The sequence below is a fragment of the Streptomyces sp. 135 genome (assembly GCF_020026305.1).
Lineage (GTDB): Bacteria > Actinomycetota > Actinomycetes > Streptomycetales > Streptomycetaceae > Streptomyces.
The window spans coordinates 6,679,631-6,692,254 of record NZ_CP075691.1 but is presented as its reverse complement, the minus strand read 5'-3'; the positions used below and the strand labels follow the sequence as shown (position 1 = coordinate 6,692,254).

General features: G+C 71.2%; 12 protein-coding genes. 8 read left to right on the top strand and 4 right to left on the bottom strand.

The features are described 5' to 3' along the window. Positions 1-47: 47 nt before the first annotated feature. Entirely contained in the window at positions 48-476 is a 429-nt protein-coding gene (locus KKZ08_RS30130; protein ID WP_223777422.1) for an ATP-binding protein, read from the bottom strand. 111 nt (positions 477-587) lie between these two features. Between KKZ08_RS30130 and KKZ08_RS30125 the strand changes: the two genes are divergently transcribed. Continuing rightward, on the top strand, positions 588-1,415 hold the full coding sequence (locus KKZ08_RS30125; protein WP_223777421.1) for a helix-turn-helix transcriptional regulator: 828 nt from the start codon (positions 588-590) through the stop codon (positions 1,413-1,415). Next, the gene (locus KKZ08_RS30120; protein ID WP_223777420.1) at positions 1,412-1,666 is read left to right on the top strand and encodes a DUF397 domain-containing protein; all 255 of its coding nucleotides are present in this window, start codon (positions 1,412-1,414) and stop codon (positions 1,664-1,666) included. Before KKZ08_RS30125 ends, KKZ08_RS30120 begins: the two co-directional genes overlap by 4 nt. Positions 1,667-1,676: 10 nt before the next feature. Here KKZ08_RS30120 and KKZ08_RS30115 read toward each other — a convergent pair whose 3' ends face one another. Next, positions 1,677-2,828 (bottom strand): S1 family peptidase, encoded by a 1,152-nt coding sequence (locus KKZ08_RS30115; protein WP_223777419.1) that lies wholly within the window; start codon positions 2,826-2,828, stop codon positions 1,677-1,679. A 206-nt stretch (positions 2,829-3,034) separates the two neighbouring features. Here KKZ08_RS30115 and KKZ08_RS30110 point away from each other — a divergent pair, with 206 nt between their 5' ends. Beyond that, on the top strand, positions 3,035-3,994 hold the full coding sequence (locus KKZ08_RS30110; RefSeq protein ID WP_223777418.1) for an EamA family transporter: 960 nt from the start codon (positions 3,035-3,037) through the stop codon (positions 3,992-3,994). A gap of 32 nt (positions 3,995-4,026) precedes the next feature. Continuing rightward, positions 4,027-4,893, top strand: a complete 867-nt coding sequence (locus KKZ08_RS30105; protein ID WP_223777417.1) for an NmrA/HSCARG family protein — start codon at positions 4,027-4,029, stop codon at positions 4,891-4,893. Here the strand turns inward: KKZ08_RS30105 and KKZ08_RS30100 are convergent, their stop codons facing one another. Next, positions 4,894-6,207, bottom strand: a complete 1,314-nt coding sequence (locus KKZ08_RS30100) for an MFS transporter (RefSeq protein WP_263303411.1) — start codon at positions 6,205-6,207, stop codon at positions 4,894-4,896. Positions 6,208-6,457: 250 nt separating this feature from the next. Between KKZ08_RS30100 and KKZ08_RS30095 the strand changes: the two genes are divergently transcribed. The 4 genes from KKZ08_RS30095 (at position 6,458) to KKZ08_RS30080 (ending at position 9,710) form a co-directional block, all read left to right on the top strand. Continuing rightward, positions 6,458-6,766, top strand: a complete 309-nt coding sequence (locus tag KKZ08_RS30095; RefSeq protein ID WP_223777415.1) for a helix-turn-helix domain-containing protein — start codon at positions 6,458-6,460, stop codon at positions 6,764-6,766. A gap of 162 nt (positions 6,767-6,928) precedes the next feature. Next, entirely contained in the window at positions 6,929-8,278 is a 1,350-nt protein-coding gene (locus KKZ08_RS30090) for an MFS transporter (protein WP_223777414.1), read from the top strand. A gap of 109 nt (positions 8,279-8,387) precedes the next feature. Beyond that, a complete protein-coding gene (locus KKZ08_RS30085) occupies positions 8,388-8,768 on the top strand; it encodes a VOC family protein (protein WP_223777413.1) in 381 nt (126 codons plus the stop codon). Between the two features lie 75 nt (positions 8,769-8,843). Further along, a complete protein-coding gene (locus tag KKZ08_RS30080) occupies positions 8,844-9,710 on the top strand; it encodes a GNAT family N-acetyltransferase (protein WP_223777412.1) in 867 nt (288 codons plus the stop codon). Positions 9,711-9,846: 136 nt separating this feature from the next. On the opposite strand, the gene acnA is transcribed toward KKZ08_RS30080, so the two are convergent. Further along, positions 9,847-12,561 (bottom strand): aconitate hydratase AcnA, encoded by a 2,715-nt coding sequence (gene acnA, locus KKZ08_RS30075; protein WP_223777411.1) that lies wholly within the window; start codon positions 12,559-12,561, stop codon positions 9,847-9,849. Positions 12,562-12,624 lie beyond the last annotated feature (63 nt).

Genomic DNA, 12,624 nt, shown 5'->3' with positions numbered 1-12,624 from the left:
CGGGTACGGGTGGCCGGCGGCGGGCGCCGACGGCATGGCGCACCTGATCAGCAGGAAGCGGCCGAACCCGTACTGATCTCGAACCACACGACCTTGCCCGGGTCGCGCTCCGTCACACCCCACTTGTCCGCGAGCGCGGCCACGAGCAGCAGCCCCCGCCCCGATTCGTCGGTGTCCTTTGCGACACCGCCGCATCGGGGCCAGCCGCCGCCGCTGTCGTGCACCTCGACGCGGACGACGCCGGCGTCGAGGTGGAGGAGCAGCAGAAATCCGCGTCCGGGCGGGACGCCGTGCAGCAGCGCGTTGGTCGCCAACTCGCTGACGCAGAGCGTGATGTCGTCCGCGCGTTCCCGGATTCCCCAGCCGTTGAGGGCTGCCCGGACGAAGGCGCGGGCTTTGGGGATGGACTGGCGTTCGCGCCGGTAGAAGCGTTCGCGCGGCTCCCGCCGGGAGGGGAGAGGAGTTTTCTCGTTCACGTGACGAGAGTCACGCTGCGTGGCCATCATGGAGCAGTACGTGAGGTCGTACGGCCGGGCTGTACGGACTCCCGGGGTAAGAACACGGTTCCTGATGGGGAGTTGTACCGCATGAGCAGCCCACGGCGACGATCACGCAGGAATGCCTCGGCGATGAGGATGGTGGGCGCACTGCTCGCCATCCACCGGGAGGCGGCGGGGTACACACAGAAGTCACTGGCCGAGCGTTTCGTCATCGGCGAGGAGCAGATCGCCTCCATCGAACAGGGACGGCGCCCTCTGAAGATGGACTTGGCGGTGCAGTTGGACGCGCTGCTGGGCACGAACCGGACGCTGGAGACCGCCGTCGACCACATGCCGGAGGTGGATCTGATCCCTCGGTGGGCGGAGGAGTATCTGGACCGGGAGCGGGAGGCGATCGCGATCTCGTCATACGAGAACCAGGTACTGCCTGGGCAGTTGCAGACCCGCGCTTACGCCCAGGCGGTCTTCCGCAGTCGCGTACCGGTCTTCGACGAGGACGAGATCGAGCAGCACGTCGCAAAGCGCATGGAGCGCCAAGAAATCCTCCACCGCAAGGTCCCGCCGACGACCAGCTTCGTGGTCTGGGAGGCGGTCCTGCACGACCGTCTGGGCGGTCAGCAGGTGTACGTCGAGCAGCTGCGCCGCCTGCGTGAGTACGCCGACCTCCCGGGGCTTGCCCTCCAGGTTCTACCGTTCGGGCGCACCACCCATGCAGCTCTCGACGGCCCGTTTGTGCTGCTTGAGACACCAGAACACCAGCGACTCGCCTACACCGAGACCCAGCGCGGAAGTCACCTGATCGCTGATCCGGACGAGGTGGCGATCCTGACGCAGAAATGTGCGATGCTGCGGACACAGGCCCTAAATCCGGAGGACACCAGGGACCTGTTGGACCGTCTTCTAGGAGAGCAATGAGCGGCACCGCGCTTACGTGGTTCAAGTCGACCTACAGCGGAAGCGAGGGCGGCGAATGCCTTGAAGTCGCCTACGCATGGCGTAAGTCGAGCTACAGCGGCAGCGAGGGCGGCAACTGCGTCGAGGTCGCCGCCCACCCCGCCGCCGTACACATCCGCGACTCCAAGAACCCGGACGACGGCCCGCAGCTCACCGTCGCCCCGGACGCCTGGACCGCCTTCCTGTCCCTCCCTCAGGAGCCCCGCGGCTGACGGCGGCGGGTCACGCGGTGTGCAGCCGCAGCCCGTACCGCTGAAGGATCTCGTTCACCGGCTGGAACCACGTCTCGCCGCCACTGGTGCAGTTGCCCCAGCCGCCGGACGTCACGCCCTGGGCCTGGTCACCGCTGATGAACGAGCCGCCCGAGTCACCGCCTTGGGCGCAGACGCTGGTCTTGGTCAGCTGGTGGACGACCGTGCCGTCGGAGTAGTTGACGGTCTCGTTCTTGGCGAGGAGCCGGCCGCAGTGCCATTTGGTGGTGGAACCGGAGCGGCAGATCGACGCCCCGACCGGCGCCTCCGCCGAGCCGCGCACCAGCTGGTCGGGGACGGTGCCCCAGCCGAGTACGACCGGCACGGTCCACCAGCCGTTGCCGACGGACACCCACGCGTAGTCGTTGTCGGGGAACGAGGAGCCCTGGAAGGCGCCGATGGCGGAGCCGTCCCAGCCGCGCACCGCCGCGCCCGCCTTGCCGCAGTGCCCGGCCGTGACGAAGCCGCCGTGCACGGAGAAGCCGATGGAGCAGCGGACGTTACCGGTGTAGTACGGGTCGCCGCCGACGGTTCCGGCGGCGTAGGTGCGCGGTGCCTCGGGGACCGTGTCCACCCGTATGGGCGCGGTGGCGCGGGCGCGCCGCAGGAACGCGGAGACATCGTTGTCGCCGCGGTGACCGGCGACGACATCGACGACGACGCGGTTGGCCCGCGGGTCGACCCGCCAACTCGCCACGCCTGAGGGCGCCTCGACCTTGTCGACGCGGTTCTTCGCCGCGTCAAGGGCGGCGTCGCTGTGCTCGACGAGCCGTACGTCCGCGCCGGTGTCGCGTACGTCGGACACCGCCCGTCGCTCGGTCACGGCGACGGTGAGCCGCCCGCGCCCGGCGTCGAACCAGGCGCCGCCGAACGCCGCACCGGCCGCCTTCCGTGCAGCGCGCTCGGCCTTCACGGCCCGCCGCTCGTCGGCGAGTCGCTCGCGCGCGGCGGCGGGAGTCAGGCCGAGGTCGCGCCGCATGGCGTCGAGGAGCGCGGCGGAGGCGGGCGGGCGGTGTGCGGGGCGGGAGTCGGCGGCCGCGGTGGGAGTGAGGCCCGTGGCGGCGCAGGTGGCCGTCACGAGCAGGGCGGACAGGGCGAGGCGTGCTCCGGTTACGCGTCTCACTGGGGGACCTCTCGTCGTTCCAACGGGGTGGGGGCGGAACAGAGTTACGTTGCTGAGAGCGCTCTCATTCGGTGCGCGGCAGAGCGTAGGGACGGGGCGCGGACAAGTCGATACCTTCGGCCGCGGGCATCGATCTGGAATCGCGATCGGTGGCGTGAAGAACATGTGTTGGACTCATCGATCCGTGCGCGGCGAGACTCCGAGCCATGACAAGTCCAGCGATATCAAGGGTGGTTGGCGGGGCGGGCAGCGGTGTGCCCCGTGGTGACCTGCCGCGCACTTTCCTGACGGCGATCACCCCCGTGGTGTGGGGCACGACGTATGTCGTCACCACCGAGTTCCTTCCGCAGGGGCACCCGCTGTTCGCGGGGCTGCTGCGGGCGCTGCCCGCCGGTCTCATCGCCCTGGCCCTGACCCGGACGCTGCCGCGCGGCACGTGGTGGGGGAAGGCGGCGGTGCTCGGGGTGCTGAACATCGGGCTGTGCTTCCCGCTGCTCTTCGTCGCGGCCGAGCGGCTGCCGGGTGGTGTCGCCGCCACGCTGGCGGCGATCCAGCCGCTCGTCGTCGCCGTCCTGGCGGTGGCGGTGCTGAGCGAGGCCCTGTCCGGGTGGCGCCTCGCCTGGGGCGCGGTGGGTGTCGTGGGCGTCGGTCTGGTGGTGATCGGGCCGGACGCGGCACTCGACATGGTCGGGGTCGTGGCGGGCCTGGCGAGCGCGGCCTCGATGGCGCTCGGGGTGACGCTCACCAAGCGCTGGGGGCGGCCGGCCGAGGCCGGGCCCATGGCGTTCGCCGGGTGGCAGCTCACCGCCGGGGGCCTCTTCCTGGTGCCCGTCACCTTCCTCGCCGAGGGGGCGCCTCCCGCGGTCGACCTGCCCGGCGTGCTCGGTTACCTCTGGCTCGGCCTGGTGGGGGGCCTGATCGCGTACGTCCTGTGGTTCCGCGGCATCACCGCCTTGCCCGTCGCCTCAGTGGCGGTTCTCGTCCTGCTCTCGCCGCTGGTCGCCGCCGTGCTCGGCGCCGTCGTGCTCGGCCAGACGCTCGGCCCGGTCCAGCTCCTGGGGTTCGCGCTGTCCCTCGCCGCGATCGTCGCGGGCCAGCTCCCGGCGCCCGGACGGCTCGTACGGAACCGGCGGGCGCCCGGGCCGGACGACCTGGCGTCCCCGTGACACCGAACATCCCTCCCCGAAAGGACCTCACCATGCCGAACAAGAAGACCGTCCTCGTCACGGGTGCGACCGGCGGCCAGGGCGGCGCCGTCGCCCGCAGGCTGCTCGACGGCGGCTGGGCGGTACGCGCCCTCGTCCGTGACCCGGGGCGGCAGGAGGCCAAGGACCTCAAGGCGCTCGGCGCGGAACTGGCCGTCGGCGACCTGGACGACCCCGCGTCGCTGCTCGCGGCGGGGCGGGGCGCGTACGGCGTCTTCAGCGTGCAGCCCGCCGACCTGACCCGCCCGGACCCCGAAGCCGAGGTGCGGCGGGGCAAGAACGTCGCCGACGCCGCCGAGGCCGTGGGCGCCGCGCACCTGGTGTACAGCTCCGTCGGCGCGGCCGGGCGCGCGTCCGGCGTGGCGCACTTCGAGACCAAGACGGAGATCGAGGCGCACATCGATGCCCTCGGGGTGCCCGCGACGGTGCTGCGGCCGGTGTTCTTCATGGAGAACTGGCCGTACATGCTGCCGCAGGCGGAGCACGGTGAGCGGGTGGGTTCGATTCCGCTGGGCGCGGACACGTCGCTGCAAATGATCGCGCTGAGCGACATCGGCCGGATCGCCGCCGAAGTGTTCGGCGCTCCGGGCGAGTTCATCGGCTCGAAGTTCGAGATCGCCGGGGACCAGCTGACCGTACGGCAGGTCGCGGAGGTGTTCACCAGGGTCGACGGCGTCCCGACCCGCTTCGAGCGGCACCCCCGTCGAGGAGGCCGGGCGGAGGTGCGGGCCGGGGCCGACGACCTGGCGAACATGTTCGTCTGGCTCGACGAGGTGGGGTACGGCGCCGATGTCGCCGCCCTGCGCGAGCGGCACCCGGGGCTGCTGACTCTGGAGGCGTGGCGGCGCGGTAATCGGTGATTACCGGCGGGCGCGGCCGCCGCGCAACAGGGCGAAGACGGCCGCGCCCAGCGCCAGGCAGACCCCGGCCATCCCCCACAGCACCAGGTGGAACGCGTCGTCGTACGACCGTGACACCGTGAGCGTGGTGAGCACCGAGCCGTACAGCGCCACCGCGACCGCCTCGCTGCCGAGCCGCAGCGTGTTGAGGAAGCCCGCGGCCATGCCGGCCTTCGCGGGGTCGACGAGTGCCAGGGCCTGGCCGTCGACGAGGCCCGCGGCCAGGGCCATGCCCGCGCCGGTGACGATCATCGGCAGGGCGACGACGGCGACGGACACGTCCGGCCCGAAGACCGTCAGGGCGGCGTCGCCGACGACCAGGGCGGCCAGGCTGACGTAGATCAGGGTGAGGGCGGGGACGCCGCGGGCCACCAGCTTGGCGGCGAGCAGCGGGAAGACGAGCATCGGCGCGGTGAGCAGGACCATGAGCAGGCCGGCGGCGCCCGTGCCGCGGCCGGTGACCTCCGTCAGGTAACTCGGCAGGTAGGTGAGCATCGTGACGAAGCCGAAGGAGCCGGCGACCGGCACCAGGCACAGGCCCAGGAAGCGGCGGTCGCGCAGCAGGCCCAGGTCCAGCATGGGGTGGGCGCGGCGCTTCTCGACGGCGGCGAAGGCCGCCAGCGCGGCGGCGGCCCCGACGAAGAGCCCGAGCACGCCCGCGCTGCCCCAGCCCCACTGGGAGCCCTGCACGATGGCCGTGGTCAGCAGCACCATGGCGACGACGAAGACCGCGCTGCCGGGTATGTCGACGCGTACGCCGGCCGGGCGGGGCGTGGCCGGGAGCGAGCGCGCGACGGCCGGTACGGCGACCAGCACGGCGGCGAGCGCCACCGCGTGCACGGCGAACACCCAGCGCCAGTCCACGCTCTGGAGCAGCGCCCCGGAGAGCGAGGGGCCGACCGCGACGCCCACGCCCGCGACGGTTCCGAAGAGCGCGAACGCCTTGGCGCGCGCAGGGCCTTCGTACGCCGTGGACAGGATCGCCGAGCCGCAGGAGAAGATCGCCGCGCCGCCGATGCCCGCGAGGGCGCGGGCCGCGTCCAGGAGCAGGACGTCGGAGGCGAGGGCACTGGCGAGCGAGGCGGCGGCGTAGAGGGCCGCGCCGGTGGTGAAGGCCCTGACGCGGCCGACGATGTCGGCGACCGAGCCCCAGACGAGGGTGCAGCAGGCGAAGGCGACGTTGAAGGCGTTGACCACCCACTGGAGCGGGGCCGCCCCGGCGTCCAGGTCGGCGCCGATGCCGGGCAGGGCGACGGCGGTCCCGGAGATGGACATGGGGACGACGAAGACGGCGAGGAGGATCGCGGCGAGCGGCAGCCACGGTGGCCTGGGCGGTGCCGCGTCGGGTGCGGTGGGCGCGAGCGGCGGTGTCTGTGGTCCGGGCATGACGGAAAGACCCCCGAGAGGAGATGACGCAAGGTCACAAGGTTCGGATTTGATCGAACCTGACCTTGGCACGCCCGGAAGGTACGATGCAAGTCGAACCTGTCGAGCTATCGAGGTCGAACCATCGAGGAGGCTTCCCATGCCGGACGACGAGGGGCACCCCTTCCCGGAGGAGATGGACCTGCGCACGGTCCTGCACGCACTCGCCGACCCGCTGCGCTACGGGGTGATCGCCCGCTTCCTGCGCGAACCGGCGGGCGCCGAACGCACCTGCGCCTCCTTCCAGTTGCCCGTCTCGAAGTCCACCACCTCCCACCACTTCAAGGTGATGCGCGAGGCGGGCCTGCTGCGCATGGTCGACCACGGGAACAGCAGGACGGCCGTGTTGCGCAGGGAGGAGCTGGACGAGCGGTTCCCGGGGCTCCTGGACCTGGTGGCCGCCGAATAATCGGATGCGCGCCGACTCGGGATCGGCTACCTTGCCGCCCATGTCCGTGACCAAGTAACTCCAGGTGCCCCACCCGCCCCGCGGGTCCGCGGCACGGAAGCGCCCTGTCTTCCTCAGCCCCCGCCGCACACCGGCCAGGGGCCGACCTGGAGTGCCCTTCACGTGAACACCTTTACCCCGCACGCCTCTTCGCGGCGCACCCCCGTCCTCGCGCTGCTCTCCCTCCTCCAGTTCCTCATCGCCATCGACGTGACCGTGGTCAACGTCGCCCTCCCCGCCATCGGCGCCCGCTTCGAGGCGGAACCGGCCGCCCTGTCGTGGGTCGTCACCGGCTACACCCTCGTCGGCGGCGGCCTTCTGCTGCTCGGCGGGCGGCTCACCGACCTGCTCGGCCGGCGGCGGATGTTCCTGCTCGGCGCCGCGCTCTTCGCCCTCGCCTCGCTGGCGGCCGGGCTCGCGCCGAACCTTCCGACGCTCGTCGCCGCCCGCTTCGCGCAGGGCGCGGGCGAGGCGCTCGCCTCCCCCGCCGCGATGTCGCTCATCGCCCTGCTGTACCCCTGTCCTGAGGAGCGCGCCAAGGCGCTCGGCATCTGGGGGGCGATCTCCGCGAGCGGCCTCGTCGTCGGGGTCCTGCTGTCCGGCGCGCTCGTCCAACTCCTCGACTGGCGCTGGATCTTCGGTGTCAACGTGCCCCTCACCGCGGCGGTGCTCGCCCTGACCCCGGTGCTCGTGCGCCCCGACGGGCCGCGCCCCGCACGGTCCGGCCGTCTCGACCTGCCCGGCGCCGCCCTCCTGACGGCGGGACCACTCGCCCTGGTCTACGGCGTGCTGCGCGGCTCCCCCGCCGCCCTGCTCGCGGGAGCCGTCCTCCTCGCCGCTTTCATCCTCGTCGAGGCACGGTCCAGGAATCCCCTCGTTCCGCTCGCCTTCTTCGCACACCGCGCCCGGGCGCTCGCGAACGCGGTGACGGTGCCGCTCAGCGCCGGGCTCTCCGGCACCTTCTTCCTGGCCACGCTCTACCTCCAGGAGGTCATCGAACTCCCGCCGCTCCAGGCCGGGTTGGCCTACCTGCCGTTCTGCGCCGCGCTCCTGCTCGCGGTCTCCCAGGTGGCCCGGCTGATCGGCGCGCTCGGCGTCACGTACACCGCGCTCCTCGGACTGCTCCTGACGGCGGCCGGCCTCGGCTGGCTCGCCCGGCTCCCCGACCACGGCGGATTCCGGGCGGACGTACTGCCGGGCATGCTGGGTGTCGCGGCCGGCATGGGCATCGGCCTGGTGGCCCTCCAGCACGCGGCGCTCTCCGACGTGACCGAGGACGACGCGGGCACCGCGTCCGGCGTGCAGCGCTCCGTCGACCAGCTCGGCGGCTCGCTCGGCCTCGCCGTCCTGGTGGGCGCGGCACTCGGCGGCGGCACCCCGCAAGGCGCCGACTACCGGGCGGCGTTCGGGTGGGCGGCACTCGGCGTGCTGGCGGCGGCCGTGGCCGTGGCGGCGCTTGGCCGCAGGAAATAGCTCTCGACAGCGCGGAGTCGCCGTGCATAAGATCCACGGCGACATCGCGTGCCGGTCACCGACCGGGTGAGGCATGGAGGTGTCAGGAGATGCCTGTTGGAGGCATTCCTTGTCAGTCGAGCTGAACCACACGATCGTCCACGCCCGGGACAACCGGGAGTCCGCCGAGTTCTTCGCGGACCTCCTCGGCCTCGAAATCACCGCGGAATGGGGCCCGTTCATCGCGGTGGCCCTGAGCAACGGCGTCACCCTGGACTTCGCCACCATCCCCGCCGAACACCTCACCCCGCAGCACTACGCCTTCCTCGTCTCCGACGCGGAGTTCGACGCGGCGTACGACAAGATCCGGGCGCGCGGCATCCAGCACTGGGCGGACCCGCACCAGAAACAGCCGGGCGGGATCAACCGCAACGACGGGGGCAAGGGGGTCTACTTCCTCGACCCGTCGGACCACGCCATGGAACTGATCACGGTGCCGTACGGCGGCTAGGGCGTCTCCCGCCGATCCGACCGGCCGAGCAAAACCAGGTGCGGCCGGTCGCGGCGATGATGTGAGATACGGGGCATGACGATCGTTCTGAACGAGCCCGGCGTCGACGGGCTGACCAGGGTCGTGGACGCCCTCCGCGGATGGCAGGACGACCGCACGCCGCTGCAACTGCATCCAGGAGACCTCGGCTGGGCCTGGGCGCTGGGCGCGGAGAGGCTGGCCGCGGCCGTCCGCACCTGGAGCGTGGACGGACGGATCATCGCCGTCGGGTACCTGGACGCCCCTGATGTGCTGCGCCTGACGACCGCGCCGGACCTGCGACAGGACGGTGACCTGGCGCGCCGGATGCTGGCCGACTTCAACGACCCGGAGCGCGGGGTCCTGCCTCCCGGGAAGGTCGGCCTCGAAATCCCCGACGGCGCCCTGCTCCGCGAGGTCCTCTTGGAGGCGGGCTGGCATCCGGACGAGCCGTGGACGCCGCTGCGCCGCGACCTCTCCGAGCCGGTGAAGGACTCCGGCCTGCGGATCGAGGTAGCCGGTCCGCGGACGGCGGGGGTGCGGACCGCGGTGCACCGCTCGGCGTTCGGCAGCCCGTGGTTCACCGAGGAGGTCTGGCACGTCCTGGCGGCCGGGCCGGTCTACGCCGACGCGCGCTGCCTGATCGGCTACGACGACCAGGACAACGCGGTGGCCGCGGCGACGGTCTGGTCGGCCGGGCCCGGCAGGCCCGGCCTGCTGGAGCCGGTGGGCGTGCACGCCGACCATCGCGGTCGCGGCTACGGGACGGCGATCAGCGTCGCCGCCGCGGCGGTGCTGCGTGAACTGGGCGCGTCAAGCGCACTCGTCTCCACCCCGAGCTCGAACGCCGCCGCCGTCGCCACCTACAGGGCGGCTGGATACGAGCCGTCGTCCGAACGGCTGGACGTCAGCCGAGCCGCCTGAGAATGACCCTGGGCGGGCCCCGTCAGGGGCGCGGGGAACTGCGCGACCAACCCCCACGGCCCGCAGGCGAAAAAAGCGAGGGCCGCACCCCGTACGAAAGGACGGGATGCGGCCCTCGACTACTGCGTACCGAAGCCTACTTACGGATCAGGCTGCGCAGCACGTACTGCATGATGCCGCCGTTGCGGTAGTAGTCGGCCTCACCGGGCGTGTCGATGCGGACGACCGCGTCGAACTCGACACCCGTGTCGGTGGTGACCTTCACCGTGCGCGGCGTCGTGCCGTTGTTCAGCTCGGTCACGCCGGAGAAGGAGAAGGTCTCCTCGCCGGTCAGGCCGAGGGAGGAGGCGGACATGCCCTCCGGGTACTGGAGCGGCAGGACGCCCATGCCGATGAGGTTCGAGCGGTGGATGCGCTCGTACGACTCGGCGATGACGGCCTTGACGCCGAGGAGCGCGGTGCCCTTGGCGGCCCAGTCGCGGGACGAGCCGGAGCCGTACTCCTTGCCCGCGAGGACGACCAGCGGGATGCCCTGGTCGATGTAGTTGCGCGAGGCGTCGTAGATGAAGGAGACGGGGGCGTCTTCCTTCGTGAAGTCGCGGGTGAAGCCGCCCTCGGTGCCCGGCGCGATCTGGTTGCGCAGGCGGATGTTGGCGAACGTACCGCGGATCATGACCTCGTGGTTGCCTCGGCGCGAGCCGTAGGAGTTGAAGTCGCGGCGCTGCACGCCGTGCTCCGTGAGGTACTTGCCGGCCGGGGTGTCGGCCTTGATCGCACCGGCCGGGGAGATGTGGTCGGTGGTGACCGAGTCGCCCAGCTTGGCCAGGACGCGAGCGCCCGTGATGTCGGAGACCGGGGTGGTCTCCATCGTCATGCCCTCGAAGTACGGGGGCTTGCGGACGTACGTCGACTCGGTGTCCCACTCGAAGGTGTCGCCGGTCGGGATGGAGAGGGCCTGCCACTGGGCGTCGCCCGCGAAGACGTCCTGGTAGGACTTGTTGAACATGTCCTCGCCGATGGAGTTGGCGACGACGTCGTTGACCTCGGCCTCGGAGGGCCAGATGTCCTTGAGGTAGACCGGGTTGCCGTCCTGGTCGGTGCCGAGCGCCTCGGTGGTGATGTCGATCTTCATCGAGCCGGCGAGGGCGTACGCGACGACCAGCGGCGGGGACGCCAGGTAGTTCATCTTGACGTCGGGGTTGATGCGGCCCTCGAAGTTCCGGTTGCCGGAGAGGACGGACGTCACGGCCAGGTCGTGGTCGTTGACGGCCTTCGAGACCTCCTCGGGCAGCGGGCCCGAGTTGCCGATGCAGGTGGTGCAGCCGTAGCCGACGAGGTTGAAGCCGACCTTGTCGAGGTAGGGGGTCAGGCCCGCCTTGTCGAAGTAGTCGGTGACGACCTTCGAGCCCGGGGCGAGGGTCGTCTTGACCCACGGCTTGCGGGTCAGGCCCTTCTCGACGGCCTTCTTCGCGACGAGCGCGGCGGCGACCATCACGTACGGGTTCGAGGTGTTGGTGCAGGAGGTGATGGCCGCGACCGTCACCGCGCCGTGGTCCAGCTCGTACGTCGAGCCGTCGGGGGCGGTCACGAGGACCGGGTTCGACGGGACGCCGTTCGTGGTGGCCGGGGCGTCGGAGGCCGGGAAGGACTCCTTGCCCGCCTCGTCCACGGAGTCGACGTAGTTGCGCACGTCGATCTTGAACTGCTCGGCGGCGTTGGCGAGGACGATGCGGTCCTGCGGGCGCTTCGGGCCGGCGATGGAGGGCACGACCGTGGAGAGGTCGAGCTCCAGCTTCTCGGAGAAGTCCGGCTCGGCGGCCGGGTCCAGCCACAGGCCCTGCTCCTTGGCGTACGCCTCGACGAGCGCGACCTGCTGCTCGGAGCGGCCGGTCAGCTTCAGGTACTTCAGGGTCTCGTCGTCGATCGGGAAGATCGCGGCGGTGGAGCCGAACTCCGGCGACATGTTGCCGATGGTGGCGCGGTTGGCGAGGCTCGTGGCCGCCACACCCTCGCCGTAGAACTCGACGAACTTGCCGACGACGCCGTGCTTGCGCAGCATCTCGGTGATGGTGAGGACGAGGTCCGTGGCGGTGGTGCCCGGCTTCAGCTCACCGGTCAGCTTGAAGCCCACGACGCGCGGGATCAGCATGGAGACCGGCTGGCCGAGCATCGCGGCCTCGGCCTCGATGCCGCCGACGCCCCAGCCGAGGACACCCAGGCCGTTGACCATCGTGGTGTGCGAGTCGGTGCCGACGAGCGTGTCGGGGTAGGCCTGGCCGCCCCGGACCATGACCGTGCGGGCCAGGTGCTCGATGTTCACCTGGTGGACGATGCCGGTGCCCGGGGGGACGACCTTGAACTCGTCGAAGGCGGTCTGGCCCCAGCGCAGGAACTGGTAGCGCTCCTTGTTGCGGCCGTACTCCAGCTCGACGTTCTGGCCGAAGGCGTCCGCCGTGCCGAACTTGTCGGCGATCACCGAGTGGTCGATGACCAGCTCGGCCGGGGCCAGCGGGTTGATCTTCGCCGGGTCGCCGCCGAGCTCCTTCACGGCCTCACGCATGGTGGCGAGGTCCACGACGCAGGGCACGCCGGTGAAGTCCTGCATGATCACGCGGGCCGGCGTGAACTGGATCTCCTGCGACGGCTGTGCCTGGGAGTCCCAGTCGCCGAGCGCGCGGATGTGGTCGGCGGTGATGTTCGCGCCGTCCTCGGTACGGAGCAGGTTCTCAAGGAGGACCTTCAGGCTATAGGGCAGCCGTGCGGAGCCCTCGACCTTGTCCAGCTTGAAGATCTCGTACGACTCGTCGCCCACGCGCAGCGTGCTGCGGGCGTCGAAGCTGTTCGCCGACACGACAGTCTCCTTCAGATTTTTCGCGCGTTTCGTCACATCCTGCCGCCACGACTCCTCGTCGAT

What these genes read in the sequence shown, in the direction of transcription:
- KKZ08_RS30125 (WP_223777421.1), top strand. Translation starts at nt 588, where the DNA reads ATGAGCAGCCCACGGCGACGATCACGCAGGAATGCCTCGGCGATGAGG.
- KKZ08_RS30120 (WP_223777420.1), top strand. Translation starts at nt 1,412, where the DNA reads ATGAGCGGCACCGCGCTTACGTGGTTCAAGTCGACCTACAGCGGAAGC.
- KKZ08_RS30110 (WP_223777418.1), top strand. Translation starts at nt 3,035, where the DNA reads ATGACAAGTCCAGCGATATCAAGGGTGGTTGGCGGGGCGGGCAGCGGT.
- KKZ08_RS30105 (WP_223777417.1), top strand. Translation starts at nt 4,027, where the DNA reads ATGCCGAACAAGAAGACCGTCCTCGTCACGGGTGCGACCGGCGGCCAG.
- KKZ08_RS30100 (WP_263303411.1), bottom strand. Translation starts at nt 6,207, where the DNA reads ATGTCCATCTCCGGGACCGCCGTCGCCCTGCCCGGCATCGGCGCCGAC.
- KKZ08_RS30095 (WP_223777415.1), top strand. Translation starts at nt 6,458, where the DNA reads ATGCCGGACGACGAGGGGCACCCCTTCCCGGAGGAGATGGACCTGCGC.
- KKZ08_RS30080 (WP_223777412.1), top strand. Translation starts at nt 8,844, where the DNA reads ATGACGATCGTTCTGAACGAGCCCGGCGTCGACGGGCTGACCAGGGTC.